This window comes from Achromobacter sp. GQ309, from assembly GCF_059759315.1.
This window is the reverse complement of the sequence record NZ_JCAXDP010000003.1, coordinates 778,857-804,025: the sequence shown is the minus strand read 5'-3', so window position 1 is coordinate 804,025 and position 25,169 is coordinate 778,857. Positions and strand designations below refer to the sequence as shown.

Annotated in this window: 24 protein-coding genes and 2 tRNA genes; 8 read left to right on the top strand and 18 right to left on the bottom strand. The window is 65.4% G+C overall.

Features of this window, described 5'->3' with window-relative positions; all coding sequences use genetic code 11:
* Positions 1–11: 11 nt before the first annotated feature.
* The 3 genes from AC6CIE_RS13125 (at position 12) to AC6CIE_RS13115 (ending at position 2,903) form a co-directional block, all read left to right on the top strand.
* Entirely contained in the window at positions 12–986 is a 975-nt protein-coding gene (locus AC6CIE_RS13125) for a TRAP transporter substrate-binding protein (RefSeq protein WP_105238069.1), read from the top strand.
* 102 nt (positions 987–1,088) lie between these two features.
* Positions 1,089–1,589, top strand: coding sequence for a TRAP transporter small permease (locus AC6CIE_RS13120; protein ID WP_498092347.1), 501 nt, complete (start codon positions 1,089–1,091; stop codon positions 1,587–1,589).
* A gap of 36 nt (positions 1,590–1,625) precedes the next feature.
* Positions 1,626–2,903 (top strand): TRAP transporter large permease, encoded by a 1,278-nt coding sequence (locus AC6CIE_RS13115; protein WP_239212088.1) that lies wholly within the window; start codon positions 1,626–1,628, stop codon positions 2,901–2,903.
* 124 nt (positions 2,904–3,027) lie between these two features.
* Here the strand turns inward: AC6CIE_RS13115 and AC6CIE_RS13110 are convergent, their stop codons facing one another.
* Positions 3,028–3,318, bottom strand: a complete 291-nt coding sequence (locus AC6CIE_RS13110; RefSeq protein ID WP_013392635.1) for a DUF3579 domain-containing protein — start codon at positions 3,316–3,318, stop codon at positions 3,028–3,030.
* A 179-nt stretch (positions 3,319–3,497) separates the two neighbouring features.
* On the opposite strand from AC6CIE_RS13110, the gene AC6CIE_RS13105 reads away from it, so the two are divergent.
* Both AC6CIE_RS13105 and argF read left to right on the top strand, forming a co-directional pair.
* Positions 3,498–4,679: an aspartate aminotransferase family protein gene (locus AC6CIE_RS13105; protein ID WP_498092345.1), complete on the top strand. Its 1,182-nt coding sequence runs from the start codon at positions 3,498–3,500 to the stop codon at positions 4,677–4,679.
* A 56-nt stretch (positions 4,680–4,735) separates the two neighbouring features.
* Positions 4,736–5,677 (top strand): ornithine carbamoyltransferase, encoded by a 942-nt coding sequence (argF, locus tag AC6CIE_RS13100; RefSeq protein WP_175138749.1) that lies wholly within the window; start codon positions 4,736–4,738, stop codon positions 5,675–5,677.
* A 76-nt stretch (positions 5,678–5,753) separates the two neighbouring features.
* Here argF and AC6CIE_RS13095 read toward each other — a convergent pair whose 3' ends face one another.
* The 4 genes from AC6CIE_RS13095 to AC6CIE_RS13080 all read right to left on the bottom strand — a co-directional run bounded on the left by AC6CIE_RS13095 (position 5,754) and on the right by AC6CIE_RS13080 (position 8,748).
* A complete protein-coding gene (locus AC6CIE_RS13095; protein ID WP_452005132.1) occupies positions 5,754–6,314 on the bottom strand; it encodes a hypothetical protein in 561 nt (186 codons plus the stop codon).
* Between the two features lie 11 nt (positions 6,315–6,325).
* Positions 6,326–6,856 carry a carboxymuconolactone decarboxylase family protein gene (locus AC6CIE_RS13090; protein ID WP_175138751.1) on the bottom strand — a complete coding sequence of 177 codons (531 nt, stop codon included), beginning with the start codon at positions 6,854–6,856 and terminating at the stop codon, positions 6,326–6,328.
* A gap of 2 nt (positions 6,857–6,858) precedes the next feature.
* Complete coding sequence (locus tag AC6CIE_RS13085) at positions 6,859–7,812, bottom strand: Bug family tripartite tricarboxylate transporter substrate binding protein (protein ID WP_175125767.1); 954 nt, start codon at positions 7,810–7,812, stop codon at positions 6,859–6,861.
* Positions 7,813–7,881: 69 nt separating this feature from the next.
* Positions 7,882–8,748, bottom strand: a complete 867-nt coding sequence (locus tag AC6CIE_RS13080) for an amidohydrolase family protein (RefSeq protein ID WP_175138808.1) — start codon at positions 8,746–8,748, stop codon at positions 7,882–7,884.
* A gap of 97 nt (positions 8,749–8,845) precedes the next feature.
* Here AC6CIE_RS13080 and AC6CIE_RS13075 point away from each other — a divergent pair, with 97 nt between their 5' ends.
* Together AC6CIE_RS13075 and argG are read left to right on the top strand one after the other, a co-directional pair.
* Entirely contained in the window at positions 8,846–9,796 is a 951-nt protein-coding gene (locus tag AC6CIE_RS13075; protein WP_498092344.1) for a LysR family transcriptional regulator, read from the top strand.
* A 69-nt stretch (positions 9,797–9,865) separates the two neighbouring features.
* Positions 9,866–11,206, top strand: a complete 1,341-nt coding sequence (gene argG, locus AC6CIE_RS13070; protein WP_175125769.1) for an argininosuccinate synthase — start codon at positions 9,866–9,868, stop codon at positions 11,204–11,206.
* A gap of 100 nt (positions 11,207–11,306) precedes the next feature.
* Here argG and AC6CIE_RS13065 read toward each other — a convergent pair whose 3' ends face one another.
* The 12 genes from AC6CIE_RS13065 to rnr all read right to left on the bottom strand — a co-directional run bounded on the left by AC6CIE_RS13065 (position 11,307) and on the right by rnr (position 23,962).
* Complete coding sequence (locus tag AC6CIE_RS13065) at positions 11,307–13,235, bottom strand: potassium transporter Kup (protein WP_175125770.1); 1,929 nt, start codon at positions 13,233–13,235, stop codon at positions 11,307–11,309.
* Positions 13,232–14,302, bottom strand: coding sequence for a sensor histidine kinase (locus AC6CIE_RS13060; RefSeq protein ID WP_063952906.1), 1,071 nt, complete (start codon positions 14,300–14,302; stop codon positions 13,232–13,234). Before AC6CIE_RS13060 ends, AC6CIE_RS13065 begins: the two co-directional genes overlap by 4 nt.
* A 114-nt stretch (positions 14,303–14,416) precedes the next feature.
* Positions 14,417–15,088: a response regulator transcription factor gene (locus AC6CIE_RS13055; protein ID WP_006218435.1), complete on the bottom strand. Its 672-nt coding sequence runs from the start codon at positions 15,086–15,088 to the stop codon at positions 14,417–14,419.
* Between the two features lie 63 nt (positions 15,089–15,151).
* A complete protein-coding gene (locus tag AC6CIE_RS13050; RefSeq protein ID WP_286892299.1) occupies positions 15,152–15,646 on the bottom strand; it encodes an ExbD/TolR family protein in 495 nt (164 codons plus the stop codon).
* Positions 15,646–16,605, bottom strand: coding sequence for a MotA/TolQ/ExbB proton channel family protein (locus tag AC6CIE_RS13045; protein ID WP_498092343.1), 960 nt, complete (start codon positions 16,603–16,605; stop codon positions 15,646–15,648). The genes AC6CIE_RS13050 and AC6CIE_RS13045 overlap by 1 nt, the downstream gene beginning before the upstream one ends.
* A gap of 1 nt (position 16,606) precedes the next feature.
* The gene (locus AC6CIE_RS13040; RefSeq protein ID WP_175124581.1) at positions 16,607–17,419 is read right to left on the bottom strand and encodes an energy transducer TonB; all 813 of its coding nucleotides are present in this window, start codon (positions 17,417–17,419) and stop codon (positions 16,607–16,609) included.
* A gap of 326 nt (positions 17,420–17,745) precedes the next feature.
* A tRNA-Val gene (locus AC6CIE_RS13035) sits at positions 17,746–17,821 on the bottom strand.
* A 145-nt stretch (positions 17,822–17,966) separates the two neighbouring features.
* Positions 17,967–18,239 (bottom strand): HU family DNA-binding protein, encoded by a 273-nt coding sequence (locus tag AC6CIE_RS13030; protein WP_003812968.1) that lies wholly within the window; start codon positions 18,237–18,239, stop codon positions 17,967–17,969.
* A 354-nt stretch (positions 18,240–18,593) separates the two neighbouring features.
* Positions 18,594–19,274 carry a Fe2+-dependent dioxygenase gene (locus AC6CIE_RS13025; protein WP_175138754.1) on the bottom strand — a complete coding sequence of 227 codons (681 nt, stop codon included), beginning with the start codon at positions 19,272–19,274 and terminating at the stop codon, positions 18,594–18,596.
* Between the two features lie 57 nt (positions 19,275–19,331).
* Complete coding sequence (locus AC6CIE_RS13020) at positions 19,332–20,576, bottom strand: cystathionine gamma-synthase family protein (protein WP_175124727.1); 1,245 nt, start codon at positions 20,574–20,576, stop codon at positions 19,332–19,334.
* Positions 20,577–20,621: 45 nt separating this feature from the next.
* Positions 20,622–21,359, bottom strand: a complete 738-nt coding sequence (rlmB, locus tag AC6CIE_RS13015; RefSeq protein ID WP_498092342.1) for a 23S rRNA (guanosine(2251)-2'-O)-methyltransferase RlmB — start codon at positions 21,357–21,359, stop codon at positions 20,622–20,624.
* 137 nt (positions 21,360–21,496) lie between these two features.
* Entirely contained in the window at positions 21,497–23,962 is a 2,466-nt protein-coding gene (rnr, locus tag AC6CIE_RS13010) for a ribonuclease R (RefSeq protein ID WP_175124584.1), read from the bottom strand.
* 233 nt (positions 23,963–24,195) lie between these two features.
* Here rnr and AC6CIE_RS13005 point away from each other — a divergent pair.
* Positions 24,196–24,280: transfer RNA gene (locus tag AC6CIE_RS13005), tRNA-Leu, on the top strand.
* 164 nt (positions 24,281–24,444) lie between these two features.
* On the opposite strand, the gene AC6CIE_RS13000 is transcribed toward AC6CIE_RS13005, so the two are convergent.
* A complete protein-coding gene (locus AC6CIE_RS13000; RefSeq protein WP_343736980.1) occupies positions 24,445–25,056 on the bottom strand; it encodes a tRNA-uridine aminocarboxypropyltransferase in 612 nt (203 codons plus the stop codon).
* Positions 25,057–25,169: the final 113 nt, after the last annotated feature.

The window sequence follows — 25,169 nt, the reverse complement described above, 5'->3', positions numbered from 1 at the left end:
CGGAGAAGACAATGCGTAAAACCTGGCTTGCGGCCACGATTCTGGCCGCCTGCGCGGCCGCCACCTCGCTGCCCTCGGCAGCGCAGACCACCCTGAAGATGGCCTACGCCCTGTCGACGTCGTCGCACTACGGCGCCGGCGCCGACGCGATGGCCAAATCCATCGAGGGTTCCACCAACGGCAAGTTCAAGGTCCAGCAGTTTGCCAACAGCGCGCTGGGCGGCGAACGTGAAGTGATCGAAGGCCTGCAGATCGGCACCATCGATCTCGCGATCGTTTCGACCGGTGCAACCCTGAATTTTGTTCCCGAGACCGGCGTTTTCGACATCCCGTTCCTGCTGCGCGACCTGCCGCACGCCCGCGCGGTGCTGGACAGCAAGATCGGCCAGGACATGCTGGCCAAGTTCCCCAGCCGCGGCATCGTGGCGCTGGCGTGGGGCGAACAGGGCTTTCGCCACCTGACCAACAACGTGCGCCCGGTCAAGACCCCGGCGGACGCCAAGGGCCTGAAGATCCGCACCACCGAAAACCCGATCCACATCACGGCCTTCCGCCAGATCGGCATCCTGCCCACGCCGATGGCCTGGCCCGAAGTGGCCACCGCGCTGCAGCAGGGCACCATCGACGGCCAGGAAAATCCGCTGTCCGTGATCACGTCGGCCAAGCTGTCGCAGATGCAGAAGTACCTGTCGCTGACCGGGCACGTGTACGGCCCGGCTCTGGTGCTGATGTCCGCCAACGTCTATGAAGGCCTGTCGGCCGCCGACAAGGCCAACTTCGACAAGGCCGGCAAGGAATCGGCCCAGGCCATGCGCGCCTATGTCGACAACATTGAAAAGACGGGCGTCGAGCAGCTCAAGAAGGAAGGCATGCAGGTGTCCGAAGTGGACCGCGCCGCCTTTGCCGCCGCCGTGGAACCCGCCTACCCCGAGTACTACAAGAAGTTCGACAAGAAGCTGATCGACTCGATCCGCGACACCAAGTAAGCCGGCACGGCCCCCATCGCGGGGCCGTTTGCCTGGCGGCGGGACCGGCCTGCGCCGCGCGCCCGCCCCACTTTTCCGCGTCCATCGCCAACGGAATTCACCATGCGTTTGCTCTGCGCCTTCGACCGCGGCCTGTTCAAGCTGGTCTCGGCATTCGCCCAACTCCTCTTGGTCGCCGCCGCGGCGGCCGCGTTCTATCAGGTCATCGCCCGGTTCGTGCTGCATTCACCCGCCGACTGGAGCGAGGTCCTCACCCGCGCGCTTCTGATCTGGACCGTGCTGTTGGGCGTGGCGCTGGCATTCCGCCACGGCGCCATGATCAGCGTGGAACTGCTGCGCAACATGCTGGGCGGCAAGCGACGCCGGGTATTGGAAGCCATCATCGGCCTGATCTGCGCGGGCTTTCTCGGCTTTCTGGCCTGGATCGGCGGCAACATGACCTATCGCGTGCGTTTCCAGAACGTGCCGAGCCTGGACATCTCGATTTCCTGGATTTATCTGGCCATCCCCGTGGGCGCCACGCTGGCGGCCATCGCCGTGCTGGCCCGCTGGTGCGCCGGCGAAGAAGACGACGTGCCCGTGCGCAACGACGCGCAAGGCTGAGCCGCCCCCTATCGAACCTGAGCAGCAAAAATCGCCATGTCCCAATTAATGATTGTCTCGATGCTGATTTTCTTCGGGCTGTCCGTGCCGGTCGCCGTGTCGATCGGGCTGGCCAGCCTGGCGGGCGTCGGCGCCTCGGGCCTGCCCTGGCTGGTCGTCGCGCAGCAGCTGTTTGCCGCGCTGGACAAGTACCCGCTCGTGGCCATCCCCTTCTTCATCCTGGCCGGCAACCTGATGGAAGCCGGCGGCATCTCCGAGCGCATGGTGGAGTTCGCCAAGAGCGTGGTCGGCGGCATCCAGGGCGGCCTGGCCTGCACCTGCGTGCTGACCTGCATGATCTTCGCGGCGGTCGCGGGCTCCAGCGTGGCCACGACCTTCGCGGTGGGCGCCATCCTGATCCCCGCCATGATCCGGCACGGCTATCCGGCCCCCTTTGCGGCGTCATTGCAGGCCAGCGCGGCGGAACTCGGGGTCATCATCCCGCCGTCCATTCCGATGATCCTGTTTGCCGTGTCCACCGACACGTCCACCGGCGAACTCTTCATTGCCGGCGTCATGCCGGGCATCCTGATCGGCGTTGCGCTGATGTTCTACGTCTGGCTCTACGCCAAGCGCAACAACCTGGGCAAGCGCGACGGCGAAGGCCGCCTGCCGCTGTGGCCCGCGTTCAAGCGCGCCTGGCTGGCGCTGCTGATGCCCGTCATCATCCTGGGCGGCATCTACGGCGGTGTCTTCACGCCGACCGAAGCGTCGGTCGTGGCAGTGATGTACGCCGTCTTCGTGGGCAAGTTCATCTACCGCCGCCTTACGTTCCGTCAGCTGTCGGACACGCTGCACAAATCGGTCGTGTCGACCGCAGTCATCATGTTCGTGATCGCCAACGCGGGCATCTTCAGCTTCCTGCTCAACCGCGCCGGCATTCCGGACGCGCTGGGCACGTGGCTCGCCCAGATCTTCGACACCAAGTTCGGCTTCCTGATGGGCGTGAACGCTGCGCTGTTCGTGATCGGCATGTTCATCGAGACCTCGGCGTCGATCGTCGTGCTGGCCCCCTTGCTGCTGCCGGTGGCGCTGCAGTTCGGCGTGGACCCGGTGCATTTCGGCATCATCATGGTGGTCAACCTGGCGCTGGGCATGATCACGCCGCCGTTCGGGGTGAACCTGTTTGCCGCGTGCGCGGTGGCCAAGCTGCCGCTTGAGCGCCTGATCAAACCCCTGGTGCCCTTCGTCGGCGTGGTGATCCTGTGCCTGCTGGTCATCACCTACTGGCCGGGGCTGTCGCTGGGGCTGCGTGATCTGGTGTACGCGAAATGATGTGCGTCGCCGCCGCGCGGGCAAACTGTCCGTGCGGCGGGTAGCGCCCGGCCCGCCTGACCGGCGTGCAGGGATCGCAGAATGAGAAAAGCGCCCGGTTGGGGCGCTTTTTCGTTCTGGGGGCCTAGATTTCGCGTTCTTCCGTCTTGAGGTTGTTGTCGCGGGCGAAATCCACCACGAACTTGTAGGCCAGCGGCTCCAGGTCGCGCAGGCGCAGGTCGACAACGATCCCGCGCACGCCATCGATCACGACGGGCAGCACATAAGGCGAATAAGTGAGGTGGTTACCAGCACAGCCGGCGGGCCGGAACTGTGCCATTACGCCGGCGAGCCGTTCTGCCCAATCGCTGGGGCGGAAGCGGCTACCGCTTTCGGTAACGCCATGAATTACGAATTGTCTGACGCGAGTTGCCATGTGTTCTTCACTGCGGGACGCCTTTCACGAAAGCCGGATCTTCGGCGTGATCAAACATGCGTGCCGCGCCGCGAATTGTATATGATTGATCCTTTGCCCTCTTTCGAACCGCGATTCGCCCCTGATTCGCCCTAGCAAGCGGGCACGCTGTCGATGCCATTCCCCCAGGAGGATCCGCGATGAGCTCGCCTCTGGCCAATATCTATGCCCGGCTGCCGGTATCGTTCACGCACGGCCAGGGTGTCTGGCTGTGGGACGCAGGCGGCCGCAAGTACCTGGATGCCCTGGCCGGCATCGGCGTCTCCTGCCTGGGCCATGCCCATCCGATGCTGGTCGCCGCCATCGCCGAGCAGGCGGCCCGCGTCATCCATACCTCCAATATCTACGACATCCCGCAGCAGACCGAGCTTGCCGCCCGGCTGACGGCGCTGTCCGGCATGCAGGAAGTCGCGTTCAACAACAGCGGCTCCGAGGCCAACGAAGCGGCCATCAAGCTCGCCCGCTACTACGCCTACCAGCGCGGCAACAAGCACGCCCACATCATCACCATGGATTCGTCCTGGCATGGCCGCACGCTGGCCACGCTGGCGGCTACCGGCAGCGACAAGGCGCGCAAAGGCTTCGAGCCCCTGCCCAGCGGCTTCATCCAGGTGCCGTACAACAACCTGGACGCGGTGCGTGCCGCCGGCGACGCCGAGCCGCGCACCACCGCCGTGCTGCTGGAAGTCCTGCAGGGCGAAGGCGGCATCCGCCCGTCCGACATCGCCTACCTGCAGGCGCTGCGCCAACTCTGCACCGAGCGCGGCTGGCTGCTGATGATCGACGAAGTGCAGTCCGGCATCGGCCGCACCGGCAAGTGGTTCGCGCACCAATGGGCCGACATCCGCCCCGACGTCATGACGCTGGCCAAGGGCCTGGCGGGCGGAGTGCCCATCGGCGCGATGCTGGCCGCCGGGCCGGCCGCAGGTGTGTTTACGCCGGGCAGCCATGGCACCACGTTCGGCGGCGGGCCGCTCGTGTGCGCGGCAGGCCTTGCAGTGCTCGATGCGCTGGAATCCGAAAACCTGCTTGAAAACGCCCATGACGTGGGCGAATACCTGAAAGACCGCCTGGCCAGCGCGCTGGCCGGCACGCCCGGCGTGACCGACATCCGCGGCCGCGGCCTCATGCTGGGCATCGAGCTGGCCCGCCCCTGCGGCGTCCTTGCGCTGCGCGCCATGGAAGCAGGCCTGCTCATCAACGTCACGCGCGACCGCGTCATCCGCATGCTGCCGCCGCTGATCCTGACGCGCCAGGAGGCCGACCAGATCGTCGCCCTGCTGGTGCCGCTCATTCAACAGTTCCTGGCCGAAAAACCATAATCAACGTCCCTGCCGGGCCACGAGCCTGGCGGGGCCCAATGACCTGCGACATCAACATGACTCCTCCCACGACTCAAAACGGCCCGCTGCGGCACTTTCTGCAGTTCAAGGACTTCTCGTCCGCCGAGATCGCCTACGTGCTGGACCGCGCGCGCCTGATCAAGGAAAAGTTCAAACGCTATGAGCCCCACATGCCGCTGCACGACCGCACGCTGGCAATGGTGTTCGAAAAGGCCAGCACGCGCACCCGCGTGTCATTCGAGGCCGGCATGTACCAGATGGGCGGCTCGGTCATCAACCTGACGTCCAACGACTCGCAGCTCGGCCGCTCCGAGCCCATCGAGGACACCGCGCGCGTGATCTCGCGCATGGTCGACATCGTCATGATCCGCACGTTCGAGCAGACCCGCATCGAGCGCTTCGCGTCGCATTCGCGCGTGCCCGTGATCAACGGCCTGACCAACGAATTCCACCCCTGCCAGATCCTGGCGGACATCTTCACCTACATCGAGCACCGCGGCCCCATCGCCGGCAAGACGGTCGCCTGGGTGGGCGATGCCAACAACATGGCCTACACGTGGCTGCACGCGGCCGAAATGCTGGGCTTCACGCTGCATGTGTCCACGCCGGCCGGCTACGAACTCGAAGCCTCGCGCATCGGCACGCCGTCCGACAAGGTGCTGCGCCAGTTCAAGGACCCCATGGAAGCCTGCAAGGGCGCGCACCTGGTCACCACCGACGTGTGGACCAGCATGGGCTACGAGGCCGAGAACGAAGAGCGCCGCGCCGCGTTCGCCGACTGGTGCGTGGACGCCGAGATGATGGCCGCGGCCGACCCGCAGGCCGTCTTCATGCACTGCCTGCCCGCCCACCGCGGCGAGGAAGTCACCGGCGAAGTCATCGATGGGCCGCAGAGCGTGGTCTGGGACGAAGCCGAAAACCGCCTGCACGTGCAGAAGGCGCTGATGGAATTCCTGCTGCTGGGTCAGGTCGACTAAACCTGTGCTGCACGCATGAGAAGGGCCCGGGCATCCTGCGACGCCCGGGCCCTTCTGCTTTCTAAACCGCTTGGTGCTACAGGATCTTCCTGAACATCGTGCGCCGCGTGTTGCGGAACGACGGCCGCACGCGGCTGCTCCAGTCAGTCGCGCGCACCGCCAGCCACGGCGGGCTGCCAAAGGTCTCCTGCGTATGCAGGTCGTAGCAGGCCAGGTAGCGCGGCGATTCGTCGCGGCATTCCCAACGCTGCGCGCGCACCGTGCCGGGCACCGACGCCAGCCCTGGCAGATGCTCCTGGTCGTACCAGGCGTTCAGGTCGGCCTCGGCCTCGGGCAACACATCGGTTTCGACGATGTAATGCCACGGCGCCGCCTGCCCAGCCGACGCGCCAGGCAGATCCAGCGTCTGGTGCAACACACGCGCATGCGCGCCGGGCGCCAGTTCGTCAAGACGGGCCTGGATCTCCGGCAAGGCACGGGCCCCGCGCACGGTTACGTAGGTCTCCTCGGCTTCCAGCGCGGCAAAGGCGCTGATCTTCACATCCGCCAGCCCGTCCGCAAGGCGCTCGGCCAGATCACGGGCGCGCGCCTCGTCAAACCGTTCGCCCAGCGACACCAGCAACATCGTTTCCTGCACAGCCCTCTCCTTCAATGTCCGACGCGCAAGGCGACCAGGAAGCGCGACACCATGTTGTAGGCGCCCACCGTTGCGGTCAGTTCCACCAGTTGCGCATCATCGTAGCGTTCGCGCAGGGGCGCGAACACCGCGTCCGGCACCTCGATGTCACGGGTCATGGCGTCGGTCAGCGCCAGCACCTCGGCCTCTCCCGGTTCCAGGCCCTGCACCTGATCCGGCGCGGGGTTGCCGCGCAGCACGTCGATGACGGTCTGCGGCATGCCGCCCGCCAGCGCGTGCGGCACGTGCGCCTCGAACTCGTAGGGCGCATTGTTCAACGTCGCCACGCGCAGGATGATCAGCTCGCGCAACCGCGGCGCCAGCGACGTCTTCTGCCGGATCGCGGTCAGCATGGCTTCCCAGCCCTCGACCACCGCCGGGCTGTTCAGCAGCACCTGGTACAGCGGCGAGATGCGGCCGCGCGCGGCGGCGATGCGCGCCTCCAGCACGGCCAGCTCCGGGCGGGTGCCCGGCACCACGGGTTCGATTCGGCGGGCGCTCATGCTTACTCCGGACGGATGTTCTTGCGCTGGATCAGCGCGGTCCATTTTTCGCGGTCGGCGGCGATCAGCGCGCCCAGTTCCTGCGGCGTGCTGGGCGCGGCCTCGGCGCCAAACTTCTCCAGGCGGGCGCGGACGGCCTCGTTGGCCAGCGCGGCGCGCACAGCCTGGTTCAGCTTGTCGACGGTGGCGGCGGGCGTGGCCGCGGGTGCGACCAGGCCGTACCAGTTGTTCGATTCGACGCCGGGGATGCCCAGCTCGGCCATCGTCTTCACGTCGGGCAGCAGCGGATGGCGTGTCGGCGCGGCCAGGCCCAACGGCTTGAGCTTGCCGCCCTGGATATGGCCGATCAGGCCGGGCACGTCGCCGAAGAAACCGGACACCTGATTGCCCATCACGTCGTTGATGACGGGCGCCGCGCCCTTGTAAGGCACGTGCAGCACCTTGGCCTTGCTGGAATCGGCAAACATTTCCAGCGTCAGATGCGGAATGCTGCCGATGCCCGACGAGCCGATGGCGACCGACTGCGACGCGGCCTGCGACTTCTTCACGAAGTCGGCGGCGTCCGTCGCCGGGTTGGACGGATTCACCACGAACACCGTGGCGTTGTTCACCACGCGCGAGACCGGCGCGAAATCGCGCGCGGGGTCATACGGCAGGTCCTTGTACAGCGCCGGGCTGATTGCCACCGCGCCCACGCTGGTCAGGAACAGCACCGAGCCGTCGGCCGGCGCCTTGGCCACGTAGGCGGCCGCGATGTTGCCGTTGGCGCCCGCCTTGTTTTCGACGATGACGTTCTGCTTGAGCTCCTTGCCCAGCTGCTCGGCCAGCACGCGACCCACCAGATCCACGGGGCCGCCCGGCGGGAACGCGATGATCAGGCGCACGGGACCGTCGGCGTGGGCCGCGCCAGCGGCGGCCAGGCTCAGCACGGCGGCCGAGATGATTTTCTTGAACATGGTGTCTCCTCGTTGATGGGGATGTGCTTGCGGCGGGGGCTTCCTGGCCCTCGTTCCGCTTTCTCTGTGCTACTGAAATCCGTAAAGCCGCGCCGGGTTGTCCACCAGCACGCGCTGGCGCAGTCCGGCGTCCGGGCACGCTTCGAAAAACGTGTCGACCAGTTCACCGTCGTCCGGCATATCGCCGGCCACATTCGGATGCGGCCAGTCCGTGCCCCACAAGGTGCGGTCCGGCAGGGCCTCAACCAGCGCGCGCACGAAGGGAATGCCTTCCGCAAAGGGGCGGCGGCCGGCGGCGATCCGGTCGATGCCGGACACCTTGACCCACGCCTGGCCTACGTCCGCCAGGCTTAGCAACGCGCGCATCGCCGGTGAATCCAGCCCATCGGCCGCCTTCAGCCTGCCCATGTGGTCCACGACGAACGGCACCGGCAGCGTGAGCAGTCGCGGCAGCAGTTCGGGCAGCATCGCGCCGTCCACGTGCAGGCACAGGTGCCATCCCAACGGCGCGATCAGCTTGACCACGTGGTCGAACACCGCCGGCTCGGGCGCGCCGCCCAGATGCGGCACGAAGTTGAACCGCGCGGCCCGCACGCCGCCTTCGTGCAGCGCCTTGACGCTGGCAGCAGTGGCGTCCGCGCCCAGCAGCGCCACGCCGCGATAACGCCCTTCGCTGCGCGCCAGCGCATCCAGCAATGCGCGGTGGTCCGATCCGTGGCAGTTGGCCTGCACCACGACCGCGCGCTCGATGCCCAGATGGGCATGCAGCGCCGCCATGCTGGTGAACGACGCGTCCGGCGGCGTGTACGACCGGCCTTCGGCATACGGAAACACATCGCCCGGTCCGAAGACGTGGCAATGCGCATCGCACGCGCCCGGCGGCAGCGCGTGGCGGGGACGGGAGGGCGAGGCAAGCGGCGGACGGCAATCGGGCACGGGGACTTCCTGCATGGAAAGCGCCATGGTCGCGGAATGCCGGAGGGCGAACAATGCTATACCGTATATTTCTGATATCGAAAAACCTAATATCCCGATGGATCTCAAGCAGATCGAGTACTTCGTGCGCGTGGCCGAGCGACGCAGCTTCTCGCGCGCCGCTGAAATGCTGGACGTCGCGCAGCCCACACTCAGCCGTCAGGTGCGGCTGCTGGAACTGGAGCTGGGCCAGCATCTGCTCTACCGCAACGGGCGCGGCGCCGAGCCCACGGAAGCGGGACTGCGCTTTCTCGAGCACGCCCGCGCCTTGCTCGCGTTGGCCGAGCGCGCGAAGGAGGATCTGCAGACGCTGCGCGAAACGCCCACCGGCAAGGTCATGATCGGCCTGCCGCCCCGCATCGCGCGCGTGCTCACGCCGCCGCTGGTGCAGGCGTTCCGCCAGAATTTCCCCGATGCCTCCATCGCGGTGGCCGAAGGCCTGAGCGCCCAGGTGCGCGAATGGCTGCTCGCCGGCCGGGTGGACCTGGCCTTGCTGTACGATCCCGCCCCTTCCCCGCAACTGGTCTACGAGTCACTCTTTCGCGAAGACCTCGTCCTGGCCGCGGCCGCGGGCCATCAGCCGCCCCTGCCCGCCCGCGCGCCGGTCGCGCGGCTGGGCGACTATCCGCTGGTGCTGCCCAGCCTGCCCAACGCCATCCGCACCCTCGTTGAAAGCGTCTGCCGTGCGCAGGGTGTGCGGCTCAAGGTCGCGGCCGAGGTCGACGCCGTGCAGACCATCGTGGAACTGGCGGCGCAGGGCGACGCCTACGCCATCCTGCCGCGCTCGGCGGCGCGCGGTCCGGCCGCCGAACATGAACTGTCCCTGTGCGCCATTGGCTCCCCGACGATCACCAACAACCTGGTGCTGGCCAGCGCCCGCCATCGCCCAGCCACCCGGCTGGCCGCGGCCACGGGCGAGCTGATCCGCGGCCTGCGGCTTGCCGAGCTGTTCGCACCAGGCGCCCCCCGCGCCGCAACCCCGGCGGCCAGCCCCCCTCAAAAGAGTTAAAATAGCGGGCTATTTTCTTGTTTGGCGGCTCGTTGCTGTCAAAGTCCTGTTGGCGTCTCACCTCAAACAATGACCACTATCCTCCCGAACCTGCCCACCGGCCAGAAAGTCGGCATCGCCTTTTCCGGCGGCCTGGACACCAGCGCTGCGCTCCTCTGGATGCGCAACAACGGCGCCATCCCCTACGCCTACACCGCCAACCTGGGCCAGCCCGACGAATCCGACTACGACGAGATTCCCCGCAAGGCCCTGGCCTACGGCGCCGAAAACGCCCGCCTGATCGACTGCCGCGCGCAGCTCGTGGCCGAAGGCATCGCCGCCCTGCAGTCGGGCGCGTTCCACATCTCGACCGCTGGCATCACGTACTTCAACACGACGCCCATCGGCCGCGCCGTCACCGGCACGATGCTGGTCGCCGCCATGAAGGAAGACAACGTCAACATCTGGGGCGACGGCAGCACGTTCAAGGGCAACGACATCGAGCGTTTCTACCGCTACGGCCTGCTCACCAACCCGGAACTCAAGATCTACAAGCCCTGGCTCGACCAGCGCTTCATCGACGAGCTCGGCGGCCGTTCGGAAATGTCCGAATACATGCGCCAAGCCGGTTTCGACTACAAGATGTCGGCTGAAAAGGCCTACTCCACCGACTCCAACCTGCTCGGCGCCACGCACGAAGCCAAGGACCTGGAACACCTGAATTCCGGCATCCGCATCGTCAAGCCCATCATGGGCGTGGCGTTCTGGCGCGACGACGTCGCCGTCAAGGCCGAGGAAGTCACGGTCCGCTTCGAAGAAGGCCAGCCCGTCGCCCTGAACGGCGTCGAATACGCTGATCCCGTTGAACTGCTGCTCGAAGCCAACCGCATCGGCGGCCGTCACGGCCTGGGCATGAGCGACCAGATCGAAAACCGCATCATCGAAGCCAAGAGCCGCGGCATCTACGAAGCCCCGGGCCTGGCCCTGCTCTTCATCGCCTACGAGCGCCTGGTCACCGGCATCCACAACGAAGACACGATCGAGCAGTACCGCGAAAACGGCCGCAAGCTGGGCCGCCTGCTGTACCAGGGCCGCTGGTTCGACCCGCAAGCCATCATGCTGCGCGAAACCGCCCAGCGCTGGGTGGCCCGCGCCGTCACTGGCGAAGTCACCATCGAACTGCGCCGCGGCAACGACTATTCGCTGCTGAACACCGTGTCGCCCAACCTCACGTACGCGCCCGAGCGTCTGTCCATGGAGAAGGTGGAAAATGCCCCCTTCACGCCGGCGGACCGCATCGGCCAGCTCACCATGCGCAACCTCGACATCGTCGACACGCGCGAAAAGCTGTTCACGTACGTCAAGACCGGCCTGCTCGCCTCCAGCGGCACGTCGCTGCCCCAACTGAAGGACACGACCTCGAAGAAGTAATTCTTCAAGGCCAAACAAAAACCCTCGGTTTTCACACCGAGGGTTTTTTTTCGCCTGGCAGTTGTGGCGCGGCGAGGCCGCGACGCGGTCAGCGTGGCGGCTACAGCTCGACCTGCATGCCCATCTCCACAACCCGGTTCGCCGGAATCTTGAAGAACTTCGTGCTGCGGGTCGAATTGCGCGCCATGAACGAAAACACCGCGCGCCGCCACCGCGACAAGGCGGGCTTCCTGGCCGCCACGACCGTCTGGCGCGACAGGAAGAACGACGTGCGCATCGGTTCCAGATCCAGCTCCGGATACGCTTCGGCAATCAGGCGCAGCGCCTCCGGCACGTCCGGATCTTCCTTGAAGCCGTAGGTGACCGTCGCAGCCCAGCTCGATGCGCTGAGCTTGTTCACCTCGAAGCGCTCTTCCGGTGCGATATACGGCACGTCGGCCGACTGGATCGACAGGAACAGCACGTGGTCGTGCAGCACCTTGTTGTGCTTCAGGTTGTGCAGCAACGCCGGCGGCACGTTGCCCGAATTCATCGTCATGAAGATGGCGGTGCCCGGCACGCGCGACGGCGGATACTGCTCGAGCTGCTCCATGAATTCCTTGAGCGGCTGGCGGTCGCGCTGCTGCATGTCGGACAAGAGACGACGGCCGCGCCGCCACGTCATCATCAGCGTGAACACCACGATCGCCACCACCAGCGGCAGCCAGCCGCCTTCGTGGATCTTGAAGACGTTGGCCGAAAACAGCAGCACGTCCAGCAGCAGCAACAGGCCCAGCACCAGGAACCACATCATGCGCTTGATGCCCGTGCTGCCGCGCGGCAGCACCGCAAACGCCAGCACCGACGTCGTGAACATCGTGCCCGTCACCGCAAACCCGTAGGCCGCGGCCAGGTTGTCGGAATTACGGAACCACAGCACCAGGATCAGCACCGCGCACAGCAGCAGCGCGTTGACCTGCGGCAGATAGATCTGGCCCTTCTCGATCGCGGACGTGTGCAGGATCTGCATGCGGGGCCAGAAGCCCAGCTGCACTGCCTGGCGCGTCACCGAATAGGCGCCCGAAATCACGGCCTGCGACGCCACGATGGTGGCGATGGTGGCCAGCGCGACCAGCGGGGCAAGCCCCCATTCCGGCGCCATCAGGAAGAACGGATTGCGGATGGCGGTGGGATCGCGCAGCAGCAGCGCCCCTTGGCCGAAGTAGCACAGCGTCAGCGCCGGCAGCACCATGCTGAACCAGGCCCGGCGGATCGCCGGGCGGCCAAAGTGGCCCATGTCGGCATACAGGGCCTCGGCCCCGGTCAGCGCCAGCACCACCGCGCCCAGCAACACGAAGCTGACCCACGGCGCTTCGACGATGAAGCGCAGCCCCCACATCGGGTTCAACGCGGCCAGCACCTCGGGCGTCTGCCAGATCTGCCAGCCGCCCAGGGCCGCCAGCGTGGCGAACCACAGGAACATCACCGGACCGAACAGCTTGCCCATGGCGGCCGTGCCATGCGACTGGATCGCAAACAATGCGATCAGCACGACCAGCGCGATCGGCACCACCCAGTGGTCCAGCGTATGCGACACGATGCCGATGCCTTCCAGCGCCGACAACACCGAAATCGCCGGCGTGATCATGCTATCGCCGTAGAACAGCGCCGCGCCGAAGATACCCAGCACAATCAGCACCCAGCGCAGCTTGCCCTCGCGCGCGCGCACCGCCAGTTCCAGCAGCGCCAGCGTGCCACCCTCGCCGCGGTTGTCCGCGCGCAGCACCAGCATCACATATTTCAGGGACACCACCACCATCAGCATCCAGAACAGGATGGACAGCACGCCCAGCAGATGGGCCGGCTCCAGGTCGGTATGCACGCTCAGGCCGGTCAGACAGGCGCGCAGCGTGTAAAGCGGGCTGGTGCCGATGTCGCCGTACACCACGCCCAGCGCGCCCAGGACCAGCGCCGCACGCGACGATGGGGCGTGGGCGCCGCCCGGGTGACCTGGGGGCAAAGAAGCAGCGCTGACCGTGCCTTGGCTCATGATGCGGGTTCTTGGCGAGTGAGTTGAGCCCCCTTGCGAGGGCCGGGAAATACGACGGACAGCCGCGTCCCGGAAAAATCGGGCCGGCTGGTGAGCTTCCACCACGCGCCGTGCGCGTGCGCGATTTCTCGCACGATGGCCAGTCCCAGGCCCGAACCGCCGGCCGTCGCGGTGGGCGACCGGTAGAACGCCTCGAACACGCGGTCGCGCTCTTCGGGCGGAATGCCGGGCCCGTCGTCTTCGACGGTCAGCGAGGGCGGATTGGCGCCCACGATCAGCGTGATGCGCCCCGTCGGGTTGCCATAGCGCAGCGCGTTATCGATCAGGTTGCCCAGCAGCTCCGCGAGCAGCAAGGGGTCCGCGTCGATCCAGATGGGCGTTTCGGGCGCGGCCAGATCCAGCTCATAGTGCGCCTCGCGCACCCGCGGAAACCATTCGGCGCCATGCACCCGCACCCACTCGCACAGGTCGATGCGCACAAAGCTGTCCTGTGGGCGCGCATTGGGATCGGCGCGGGCCAGCACCAGCAGCTGCTGGCCCAGCCGGATCATGCGGTCGCTGACGGCCTTGATGCGCTCTGCACGGGCCCGCACGTCGTCCGGCAAGGGGCGCGCCAGCATGAGTTCGGATTCCAGCCGCAGGCCCGACAGCGGCGTGCGCAACTGATGCGCGGCGTGGCCAATGAAGCGCCGCTGCGCGGCCAGCGACGCATCCAGCCGCAGCAGCAGATCATTGGTGTGCGTGACCAGCGGTTCGATCTCCACCGGCACACCTGCAACCTCCAGCGGCTGCATGTCGTCGATGGAACGCTGCCGGATTTCTTCAGACAGATGGTTCACCGACCGCAGGCCGGATCGCACACCCTGCATCACCACCCATGCAAACAGCGCGATCAACGCCACCTGGCCCACGACCATCAGCCAGAAGAAGTCTTCCAGCATCCACAGCGACATGTCGATCTTGTGGGTGATGACCCAGGTTGCCGCCAGATCCAGCAGGACGAGCAGCAGAATGGGCGGCATCAACCGGATGACGAGATGCCGGGCAAGCGATCGGGAGGGAAGCATGGGGGGGCGCGCAGCCGGAGACGGTTGGGGGGTGCGTTCCTGCGTCATGGCGCGAAGCCCTCGATGAGGCGGATGAAAACGCGCGGACGGCGATCGCCGGCCGCGGCCGGCCCGTCAGGCCGTTTCCACATCCAGCATGTAGCCAAAGCCACGTACCGTCTGGATGCTGGCGCCCGTGCCTTCCAGGCGCTTGCGCAAGCGGTACACGTAGACTTCGACGGCGTTCTCGCTGAAATCCGCGTCCCAGGCGGACAGGGAATTGACGATCTGGCGCTTGGTCACGACGCGGCCCACGCGGGCCATCAGCATTTCGAGGACGGAAAGTTCACGCACCGACAGCGACAGGCGCTGGCCATTGGCCCGGACTTCGCGGCCGACGGTGTCGAACACCAGCGGGCCGACTTCGATGAGCGGCTGGGCCTGGCCGGCACGGCGGCGGCCGAAGGCGCGCACACGCGCGGCCAGCTCGGGCAGTTCGAAGGGTTTGGTGACGTAGTCGTCCGCTCCGGCGTCCAAACCGGCAACGCGGTCTTCGATGCCATCGCGAGCGGTGAGGATGAGCACGGGAACCTGATTGCCGTCCTGCCGCAGTTGCCGCAGCACGTCCAGGCCGCTCATGCCGGGAAGATTGAGGTCGAGCAGCATGAGGTCATACGGCTGGCCCGCCAGCGCGCCCAGAACCCGGTCGCCCTCAGTCAGCCAGTCGACCGCATAACCCTGGTCGGCCAGGAATTCCTGGAGCGCATGGCCCAGGGTGGTGTCGTCTTCGATTACCAGAACTCGCATGCCGCGATTCTAGCGCGATCCAAAAAAAAAGGGGCGCGAAATGCGCCCCCTTCCTGGATTCGTTCACCGGCCGGACGGTGCCGGGGCCGGAGCCGCGGCAGGTGCGCCCGAAGCGGGAGCACCCGCCGCCGTAGCGCCACCCGAGGGCGGCGTCGTGACGAAACCGATACGTGTCATGCCCGAGCGGCGCGCCGAGGCCATGACCTTGGCCAGCGTTTCGTAACGGGTGTTCTGATCGGCGCGGATGCGGATCTCGGGTTGCGGCTTGGTGCCGGCGATCGACTTGAAGCGATTGGGCAGGTCGTCGATATTGACCGGCTTCTCGTCCCAGAACAGTGCGCCCGCGGCGTCGATCGCCAGGTCCACGGTCTTGGGTTCTTCCTCGATCTGCTCGGCAGCCACTTGGGGCATGTTGATCTTGATCGAGTGCGCCAGGAGCGGCGCCGTGATGATGAAGATCACCAGCAGCACCAGCATGACGTCGATCAGGGGCACCATGTTGATCTCGGACACCGCATGGCTTCCGGATCCTTTACCCTCAAAGCTGCCAAAGGCCATTATTCGCTCCCGCGTTGAGCCGCGTGGCCGTTCTGGCGACGCAGCGCGCGCACCTTGCCGTCGGACAGCGCAACTTGCTGGCCGGTGGTCAGGAACGCAAACAGGTCATGTGCAAAGGCATCCAGGCGCGACAAGTACACGCGGTTGTTGCGCACGAAGGTGTTGTACGCCAGCACGGCCGGAATAGCCACCGCCAGGCCCAGGCCCGTCATGATGAGGGCTTCGCCCACCGGACCGGCGATACGGTTGATGGTCACGCCATCGGACAGGCCGATGCCGACCAGCGCGTGATACACGCCCCACACCGTGCCGAACAGGCCGACGAACGGCGCCGTCGAACCCACCGAGGCCAGCACGGTCAGGCCGTTTTCCAGCTTGGCCGTTTCTTCGTCGATGACCTTGCGCATGGTGCGCGTGACGAAATCCGAATTGCTGCCCGACTCTTCCAGCTTGGTGGCGCCGAATTTGTTGTGGTGCGCCTGCGCGTGCATCGCGTGGCTGGCCAGATGCGAGAACGGATCGCGCGCGCCGTGCGTGTTGATTTCGTGTTCGACCTGTTCCAGCGAGCTGGCATTCCAGAACTTGTTCAGGAAGTCTGCCGAACGCTTGCGCATGCTGACGTTGCTGCCTGCCTTGACCAGGATGAGATACCAGGTCACGAGCGACATGAGGATCAGGATGACGAACAGGCTCTTGCCCACGAAGTCGCTCTGGGCGACGAAGTGCAGGAAGCCCATGTCGGGGACGGGCGCGGGCGCAGGCGCGGCCGGCAGCGCCGCCGCGGCGCTGTGCAGCGCGTCGGCCGATTGCTGAACGGCGCCAGCAGCCTGCTGGACTACGTCGCCGCCCGTCGTGGCGGCTTGCTGGACTGCGGGTGCGGCCGCGGCGCCTGCAGCCGGCGCTGCCGGGCTGGTGGTCGCCTGCGCCACCAGAGTGGCGCTATGCAGTGCGTTGGACATCTCAGTTCCTCATTACGAAATCGAACGGAATTTTTGCTTTGGCGGGATAAGCCACGCCATTACGGGTATACGGCTTGAAGCGGCCTTTGCGGGCGGCTGCCAGCGCCGATTCGTCCAGGCGCGGAAAGCCCGACGAAGCATCGATGGTTGCCCGCTCGACCAAGCCCTGGGTATTGATTTCCACCAGCACCACGACCCGGCCCTCTTCCCGCATGCGGCGCGACGCCATCGGATAGTTGGGCATCGGACGCGCGCCCTGGAACTCGATGCTCGAGACCAGCACGGGCTGATCGGGAGGTGGTCCCTGCGTCGGGCCCTGCGGCGCCTGCGTGCCTTCGGGCGCACCACTGGGCGGCGTCGGCTGCGGCGGCGTTTCAGGCTTGGGCTCGGGTTTGACTTCCTGCTTAGGCTTTGGCTTGGGTTTGGGCTTGGGTTTGGGCGGAGGCGGCTTGGGCGCCGGCATCGGCGGCTTTTCCACCACCGGTTCGGGCTCGGGTTCCGGCTCCGGCTCGGGCTTCAACTCGGGTTCGGGCTCGGGTTCGGGCTCGATCTCGGGTTCAGGCTCGGGCGGCGTCTCGGTCACCGGCTGCGGCACTTCGGGAGTGGGTTCGGCTTTGGCGATCTGGGGGATGGGGGCATCCACCACGCTCACCATGATTGCCTCGGGTTCCTCCAATTCAGGACGACTTTCCGGCGCCATGAAGATGGCGCCGATCACCGCTGCGTGAAGCGCGACGACCGCCAGGCCAGCGCCTGCGCGTATACCAAAAGAAGACCGCGAAGAAGAATTCCAACCGGGTTGAAGACTAGGCATGAATCAGCCAGGGTGCATTGACTTTTCCGGCCAGCCAGAGAAATGACGCGCACAAAACGGCGACGCCGGCTGACCGGTACAAGCCCGACATAGTATCTTAAATGCGAATGATTCGCACGTTGTATTTCGAATGGAACAGCGTAACACCGCTGATGGAGATCAAAGCGGAATCAATAAACGCTTACGAAAAAAGGCGGACGCTCGCGCGTAGCGGCACTGAAAACGCCCACCGGAAAAACAAAAAACCCGCCACGTCGCCGTGTGCGGGCTAGATGCGGATCCGGAACGTGGCGCGGTGTGCCTGCCCATCCGGGATCGTGTGCTTCTGGTGGGTGCTACAGGGGTCGAACCTGTGACCTACGCCGTGTAAAGGCGCCGCTCTACCAACTGAGCTAAGCACCCATTTCAGTGCAATTGCCCGGCGCGATTAGCACGCGGGAATTACCAATTTGGGGTACTCAAAAGCAATACGCGGGCCGGAGTATACCGGACCGCGTACTTGTGGGCAAATCGCAGCGCCAGGCGCCTTGCGATCCGCTGCCGTCAATCAGTTGACGGCGTCCTTCAGGGCCTTGCCCGGACGGAACTTCGGCACCTTGGCCTTCTTGATCTTGATGGTTTCGCCGGTGCGCGGGTTACGGCCAGTGCGCGCGGCGCGAGCCGACACGGCAAACGTGCCGAAACCGACCAGCGTGACCGTACCGCCCTTCTTCAGCGTGGTCTTCACGGCACCGATCAGGGCGTCGAGCGAACGGCCGGCAGCAGCCTTGGAGATATCGGCCTTGCTGGCGATGTGATCGATGAGTTCGGTTTTGTTCATGCAGGTGTACCCCTCACAAGGTGTGGAGTCTGCCGGGGGGCGAAGTTCATGGCCGTCAGGATGGATGCCACAAATGGACGCGAGACCAGGCAAACGACGAACAGACAGTGGATAAACTTTTTTCTTGCGCTGCAAAGCACAACTTTTAAACTGCTGCGCCGCTTAGGATTTGCTGGCTTTTTGCCTGCAAACCGTCAGCGACGCAGAGGTGTATTAGGCCTTGGCGTAGAGCGGCTGTCAAGAGAAAACCTGACCGCAACCCGCGTCAATACTAGCTTTTAGCCGTTTTCGCAATAAACAAAAACGCGAATTTCGGGGTTTGCACGACACCCCAAATAAACACTTTAAGCTTCATCAAACGTCGGCCCAGCGACGCAGCAGATTGTGATAAATGCCGGTGAGCTGCACGATCGACGCATGCCCCGCCACATCCTGGTTCAAGCGCTGGATAGCCACGTCCATGTCCAGCAGCAATGCGCGCTGGCTGTCTTCGCGCACCAGGCTCTGCATCCAGAAGAACGAACTGACGCGCGCGCCGCGCGTCACGGGATTGACCTTGTGCAGGCTGGTGCCCGGATACAGCACCATATGCCCTGCCGGCAGTTTTACGGCGCGCGGACCATAGGTGTCGTCGATGACGAGCTCGCCGCCGTCGTAGCTGTCGGGATCCGAGAAGAACAGCGTCGCGGACAGGTCGGTGCGCACGCGCTCCGGTGAACCCGCGATGCCGCGCACGGCGTTGTCGACGTGATAGCCGAAGGCCTCGCCGCCTTCGTAGCGATTAAACAGCGGCGGGAAGATCTTGCGCGGCAACGCAGCCGACATGAAGAGATTGTTGCCCGACAGGCGCTGCAGGATCAGCGTGCCGAGCTCTTGCGCCAGGGGATGCTGTTCGGGCAATTGCCGGTTGTGCTTGACCTGCCCCGATTGATGGCCGGCGGTGACCTTGCCGTCTACCCAGTCCGCGGCATCCAGCCGCTGGCGGATGTCGGCCGCCTCTTGCGGCGTGAAGACTTCTGCGATCTGTATAAGCATGGGTTCCTACCCGATTGCGTTGCTAGCGCGGCCCTGGCGGGAGCCGCGCCTGCCGCATTATCCCTTCAGGCAACCATTGAGCGCCTGATCGAAATCAAACAGCAAATCGGCTTCGTCTTCGATGCCCACCGACACGCGAATCAGGCTGTCCGCAATGCCCATCTGCTGACGGCGCTCCGCGCCCATCTCGTAATAGATGGTGTGGGCGGCCGGCAGCGCCAGACTGCGCGTGTCACCCAGGTGCGTCGCCATCAGCACGACACGCAGCCGATTCAGGAAGTCGAAGCAATCGACGCCATCTGCCAGCTCGACGCCCAGCAGGCCGCCGAACCGCGAGCCGAAGAGCGCCGCGGCGCGCGCGTGTTGCGGATGGCTTGCCAGGCCCGGGTAATGCACCTTCGCCACGCCCGGGTGCTCTTCCAGAAAGCGCGCCAGCGCCAGCGCATTCGCGCAGTGCTTGGCCATGCGCAGCGCCAGCGTCTCGGCGCCCACCGCAATGCGGTGCGCCGGCTCGGCGGCCAGCGTGCCGCCCATGTCGCGCAGGCCCTTTTTCTTGATCTGCGTGAGACCCCAACCGGTCGACGCCCCCTTGCGATAGGCCTCGTAGATATTCTCGTTGCCGGCCCAGTCATACAGGCCCGTGTCGGTCACGGCGCCACCCAGCGCGTTGCCATGACCGCCGATGTACTTGGACAGCGAGTTCATCACCAGCGATGCGCCCACGGAAGCAGGCCGGAACATCCACGGCGAGGTCAGCGTGTTGTCCACCACATAGACCAGCCCCTTTTCGCGGCAGATCTCGCCGATCACGGCCAGGTCGGCCACCTGCGTGCCCGGGTTGGCGATGGTCTCGGTAAAGACCATGCGCGTATTGGGCTGGATGGCGGCGCGCACCTGCGACGAATCCGTCGCGTCGACAAAGGTGATCTCCACGCCCAGTTCCTGCAGCGTGCCGAACAGGCTGTTGGTGTTGCCGAACACGAACTGGCTGGACACCAGGTGGTCGCCCCGGCGCAGCAGCGTGGTGAAAATGGCGGCCAACGCAGCCATGCCGGTCGAGAAACTGACCGTGCCCTTGCCGCCTTCCATCTGGCTGATCTTGGCTTCCAGCGCGGTCGTGGTCGGCGTGCCCTGGCGCGCATACGTGAAGCCCGCCTTGCCCTGGAACACGGCAGCCAGCTCGCGCGCGTCGTCGTAGGCAAACTCGGACGACGGATGCATCGGCTTGTGCACCGCTCCGTGCTCGACGGATTGATTGCGGTCGGAATGGAGGATCGTGGTGGTAAAGCCGTTCTGGTGCATGATGGGCAGACGCAAGAAATAAGGGTATCTACAGGATTAGACGGATCACGATTGACGCTGGCGCACGGTCTCGTACAGGCAGACGGCGCTGGCGACGCTGACGTTCAGGCTTTCCACCGAACCCAGCATCGGGATGTTGACGAGCTGGTCGCAGGTTTCACGCGTGAGGCGGCGCATGCCCTCGCCTTCGGCGCCCATGACCCAGGCCATCGGCTGGCGCGCGTCGATCTTGTGCATGCTGTCGGTGGCCTGATCGTCCGTGCCGACGAGCCACACGCCGCGATCCTTCAGGCTGCGCATGGTGCGCGCCAGGTTGGTCACCATCAAATACGGAACCGTATCCGCCGCGCCGCACGCAACGCGCTGCACGGTGGCGTTCAGTCCAACGGCGCGATCACGCGGCGCGATCACCGCATGCACGCCCGCCGCGTCGGCGGTACGCAGGCACGCGCCCAGATTGTGGGGGTCGGTCACGCCATCAAGAATCAGCAGCAGCGGCGGCCCTTCGACCACGTCGAGCACTTCGTCGACATCCACCGCCAACTGGCGCTCGTCGGCCAGCGCCACGACGCCCTGGTGACGGGTGCCGCGCGACAGGCCGTCCAGGCGCTCCATGGGAACCGGGTGCAGACGGCAGCCAGCCCGCTCGGCCTGCTCGATGAATGTCTGCATGCGCTTGTCGCGGCGCGAGGCCTCGACGTAGATATCCTTGATCGACTCGGGCGCGTGGCGCAGCCGCGCAACAACCGCGTGAAACCCGGCCAGGACTTGGGTCGACGCCATAAAACAATACCTTTAGATAAACGAATACCCGCCCCAGAGGGGGCGGGCCACCGGACAGGACCGGCAATAACCGCAATGTTACCCCTTACAGCCACACCGCCAAACGACGGCATGGCCATAAGGATCCCCGCCGTCGCTCAGTGGCGCTTGCGGGTGGCCTTCTTGGCGGGCGCGGCCCGCTGAGTGGCCTTGGGCGGCTTGCTGGCCTTTTTGGCCGCGGCGCGCCGTTCCTTGGCAGTTTGACCCTTCAGGCCCGCGGGCTTGGGGGACGCCGCCTTCTTGACGCGGCGCATGGGCTCATCGGGGCCGCGCGCCGCCGCCTTGCGCAGCGCGTCGAAACTCGTGCCCTGCACCAGCCGGAACTCGATGCGGCGCGCTTCCAGGTCCACGCGGGACACCTGCACCTGCACCTTGTCCGTCAGGCGGTAGCGCATGCCGGTGCGTTCGCCGCGCAGTTCGTGCAAGGCGTCGTTGAACTGGAAGTACTCGCCGCCCAGCTCCGAGACGTGCACCAGGCCCTCGACGTGCAGCGTGTCCAGGGTGACGAAGATGCCGAAGCTTGCCACGCCGGTGACGGTGCCGCTGAAGTCTTCGCCCACGCGCTCCTTGACGAACCAGCACTTGAGCCAGGCCTCGACATCGCGCGAGGCCTCGTCGGCGCGGCGCTCGCTGGCGGACAGCACCAGACCCATCTTTTCCCAGATGGCGTGTTCGTGTTCGCGCTGCGTGCGGCCGATGACGACGGCGTGGTCGTCCAGGCTGGGCACATACCGCTGCCCCGCCAGCAGCGCCTTGATCACGCGGTGCGTGAGCAGGTCGGGATACCGGCGGATCGGCGAGGTGAAGTGGCTGTAGCCCGGATAGGACAGGCCGAAGTGACCCATGTTGTCGGGGCTGTACACCGCCTGCTGCATCGAGCGCAGGCACATGGTCTGCAGCAGCTGGTAGTCGGGGCGCCCGCGCACGGAATCCAGGAAATCGCCGTAGTCCTTGGCGGTGGGCGTGTCGCCCCCGCCCAGCGACAGCCCCATCGTGCGCAGGAATTCGCGCAGCGATTGCAGGCGTTCCGGCGTGGGGCCTTCGTGGATGCGGTACAGGCCGGGATGCTTGCTGCGCGTCATGAAGTCCGCCGCGCAGGTGTTGGCGGCCAACATGCACTCTTCGATGAGCTTGTGCGCGTCGTTGCGCACGGACGGCACGATCTGTTCGATGCGGCCCAGCTCGTTGCAGACGATCTTGGTTTCGACAGTATCGAAATCAATGGCGCCGCGCTTCTTGCGGCCTTGCGACAGCAGCTGGAAAAGCTCGTACAGATGCTGGACCTGCGGCATCACGCTGCGCATCGCATGCGCGGCCGGTCCGCCCGGCTGCTGCAGGGCCGCCCAGATGTTCGTGTAGGTGGTGCGGGCGTGCGAGTGCATGACCGCGTTGTAGAACTGGTACGCCGTGACGGTGCCGGCCTTGGCGCCGCTGGCCGGAATGACCATGTCGCACACCAGCACCAGGCGGTCGACGTCCGGATTCAGCGAACACAGGCCGTTGGACAGCGACTCGGGCAGCATCGGAATGACCCGGCGCGGGAAATACACGCTGGTGCCGCGTTCGATCGCATCGTCGTCCAGCGCATCGCCCGGACGGACGTAATGGCTGACGTCGGCAATGGCCACCAGCAGGCGCCACCCCGGACGCTTGCGCTGGCCCGTGCCCAGCTCCACCGGCTCGCAATACACCGCGTCGTCGAAATCGCGGGCGTCTTCGCCGTCGATGGTGATGAGCGGCACGTCGCGCAGATCGACCCGGTCTTTCAGGTCGGATTTGCGGACCGTGTCAGGCAGGCGCGCGGCCTGCTTCAAGGCGCCATCGGTGAAGTCGACCGGCACATCGAATTTGCGCACGGCAATTTCGATTTCCATGCCGGGATCGTCGATCTCGCCCAGCACCTCGGCCACGCGGCCCAGCGGCTGCGTATGGCGCGTGGGCTGCGCCATGATTTCCACCGCGACCACCTGCCCGTGCTGGGCGCCATTGGTGTCGCTGGGCGGAATCAGGATGTCGTGCTTGATGCGCTGGTCTTCGGGCACGACGATGGACAGGCCATGTTCGTGCAGAAAGCGCCCCACCAGCTTATTGGTGCGGCGCTCGATGACTTCGACGATGGTGCCTTCCGGCTTGCCCCGGTACTCGCCGCCCGGCTTGACCAGCACGCGGTCGCCATGCAGCACCTTGAGCATTTCGCGAGGGGACAGGAACAGATCCGGACCGCCGTCGTCGCGCAGCAGGAAACCGAAGCCGTCGCGATGACCCAGCACCTTGCCCGCCACGAAGTCGAGCTTGGTCGCCAGCAGCAGCACCCCCTTGCGGTTGGGCAGCAACTGCCCGTCGCGCTCCATGGCGCCCAGGCGGCGTTCAAACCCCACCAACGTCGCCTCGCGCTCGACGCCCATACGCTCAGCCAGCTCTGCCGGAGACAACGGCGAACCTGCGGCGCGCAGCGCTGTCAGGATGGCTTCACGGGACGGAACATCAGGGTCGAAGTCCGGCGGCGCTTCGGGCAAGGGTGTTGATCTGTTCTTATTGGATTCGTTATTCGATCGTTTTGCCAAAGCTAAATTTTCCGTATATAATGCGCAGCTTCTGTGGTTCGCCCAAGGCTGAACACTGAAGCAGAAATGGTCAGAACGGTTTTAAGAAAACCGGGTTTGAAAAAACCGATTGTAAAACCAACTGCATTCAGACGCATGGATTAGTTCAAAGCTGGCTGATTAGGTCAACGCTTAAAACCAACCCAAGTGACTGGAACGCAGCGTAGCACATAGTTCTGACAGTATCTTTCAGTGCCCAGGTGGCGGAATTGGTAGACGCGCACGGTTCAGGTCCGTGTGCCGCAAGGTGTGGAGGTTCGAGTCCTCTCCTGGGCACCACGGAATTCTAATCAAGGCAGTTTTCAACTGGCTTGGTGAAATAAGGCTAAAAGGCCCCGGAAATCGAAAGGTTTCCGGGGCTTTTGCTTTTGTGTTTTCTTTCTGTGATCGCTTGCCGGAATCTGCGCACGCCAGATATCAGCGCCGCACCGCCCTCGCTTCGGTTATCGCCAGGGCACCTTGCGATTCAAATGATGACGCGCATAAAGATCGGCGCCCATGCCGTCGATCTGCCCATCGATCAACGCCTCGAACGGTGCAAGCAGCGCGTCAAAGTTGCGCGGCGCCTCGATGGCGTTCAGTGCGTGCGTCACCGCTTCGATGGTGGACAGCGCGCCTGGCACGTCGGCGTGGCGCACCCGATAGCGTGTCGTCAACCCCGGCGGCAGCATCACGCGAGGCAGCGCGGCAAGCGCCGGATTGATGTGCAGCAGCTTGCGCGCATGCCCCCATGTGCCGTCAGGCACGATCAGCCGGACGGGCATGCCCAGGTCCTGGCCATAACCCGGCGTCAGCACCTCGGCGCCCTCTCCGGGAAACAGCAGGCGCGGCGCATGACCCGGCACTGCCCATTCAGACTCCGAAAAGTACTCGCCCACCACACGGCGCGCCCCCGCCAGACCCAGCACCGCAAGACGCGCCGTGTTCAACGCGTGGCGCGCTTCGCTGGGATGCTGCAGCACCACCACGCGAGTACGGCAAGACAACGATGGAATCAACGCGCAAAGGCAATGCGACAGTGGGCGCAGGCAGCGCGTACAGAGGGCTCGAGACATGGGCGACACTATATCGAAAGCGGCCTGTTCGCGGCCCGCCCAAAAAAAAGTGAAAAAAAAGCAGCACGACTTGCACACATCAAAAAAAGTGTGCATAATCTCGTTCCTCTGCT

What these genes read in the sequence shown, in the direction of transcription:
- AC6CIE_RS13065 (WP_175125770.1), bottom strand. Translation starts at nt 13,235, where the DNA reads ATGAGCCAAGGCACGGTCAGCGCTGCTTCTTTGCCCCCAGGTCACCCG.
- AC6CIE_RS13060 (WP_063952906.1), bottom strand. Translation starts at nt 14,302, where the DNA reads ATGCTTCCCTCCCGATCGCTTGCCCGGCATCTCGTCATCCGGTTGATG.
- AC6CIE_RS13045 (WP_498092343.1), bottom strand. Translation starts at nt 16,605, where the DNA reads ATGTCCAACGCACTGCATAGCGCCACTCTGGTGGCGCAGGCGACCACC.
- argG (WP_175125769.1), top strand. Translation starts at nt 9,866, where the DNA reads ATGACCACTATCCTCCCGAACCTGCCCACCGGCCAGAAAGTCGGCATC.
- AC6CIE_RS13110 (WP_013392635.1), bottom strand. Translation starts at nt 3,318, where the DNA reads ATGGCAACTCGCGTCAGACAATTCGTAATTCATGGCGTTACCGAAAGC.
- AC6CIE_RS13075 (WP_498092344.1), top strand. Translation starts at nt 8,846, where the DNA reads ATGGATCTCAAGCAGATCGAGTACTTCGTGCGCGTGGCCGAGCGACGC.
- AC6CIE_RS13125 (WP_105238069.1), top strand. Translation starts at nt 12, where the DNA reads ATGCGTAAAACCTGGCTTGCGGCCACGATTCTGGCCGCCTGCGCGGCC.
- AC6CIE_RS13085 (WP_175125767.1), bottom strand. Translation starts at nt 7,812, where the DNA reads ATGTTCAAGAAAATCATCTCGGCCGCCGTGCTGAGCCTGGCCGCCGCT.
- AC6CIE_RS13025 (WP_175138754.1), bottom strand. Translation starts at nt 19,274, where the DNA reads ATGCTTATACAGATCGCAGAAGTCTTCACGCCGCAAGAGGCGGCCGAC.
- AC6CIE_RS13090 (WP_175138751.1), bottom strand. Translation starts at nt 6,856, where the DNA reads ATGAGCGCCCGCCGAATCGAACCCGTGGTGCCGGGCACCCGCCCGGAG.
- AC6CIE_RS13120 (WP_498092347.1), top strand. Translation starts at nt 1,089, where the DNA reads ATGCGTTTGCTCTGCGCCTTCGACCGCGGCCTGTTCAAGCTGGTCTCG.
- AC6CIE_RS13020 (WP_175124727.1), bottom strand. Translation starts at nt 20,576, where the DNA reads ATGCACCAGAACGGCTTTACCACCACGATCCTCCATTCCGACCGCAAT.
- AC6CIE_RS13055 (WP_006218435.1), bottom strand. Translation starts at nt 15,088, where the DNA reads ATGCGAGTTCTGGTAATCGAAGACGACACCACCCTGGGCCATGCGCTC.
- AC6CIE_RS13115 (WP_239212088.1), top strand. Translation starts at nt 1,626, where the DNA reads ATGTCCCAATTAATGATTGTCTCGATGCTGATTTTCTTCGGGCTGTCC.
- AC6CIE_RS13050 (WP_286892299.1), bottom strand. Translation starts at nt 15,646, where the DNA reads ATGGCCTTTGGCAGCTTTGAGGGTAAAGGATCCGGAAGCCATGCGGTG.
- AC6CIE_RS13030 (WP_003812968.1), bottom strand. Translation starts at nt 18,239, where the DNA reads ATGAACAAAACCGAACTCATCGATCACATCGCCAGCAAGGCCGATATC.
- AC6CIE_RS13105 (WP_498092345.1), top strand. Translation starts at nt 3,498, where the DNA reads ATGAGCTCGCCTCTGGCCAATATCTATGCCCGGCTGCCGGTATCGTTC.
- AC6CIE_RS13000 (WP_343736980.1), bottom strand. Translation starts at nt 25,056, where the DNA reads ATGTCTCGAGCCCTCTGTACGCGCTGCCTGCGCCCACTGTCGCATTGC.
- argF (WP_175138749.1), top strand. Translation starts at nt 4,736, where the DNA reads ATGACTCCTCCCACGACTCAAAACGGCCCGCTGCGGCACTTTCTGCAG.
- rlmB (WP_498092342.1), bottom strand. Translation starts at nt 21,359, where the DNA reads ATGGCGTCGACCCAAGTCCTGGCCGGGTTTCACGCGGTTGTTGCGCGG.
- AC6CIE_RS13040 (WP_175124581.1), bottom strand. Translation starts at nt 17,419, where the DNA reads ATGCCTAGTCTTCAACCCGGTTGGAATTCTTCTTCGCGGTCTTCTTTT.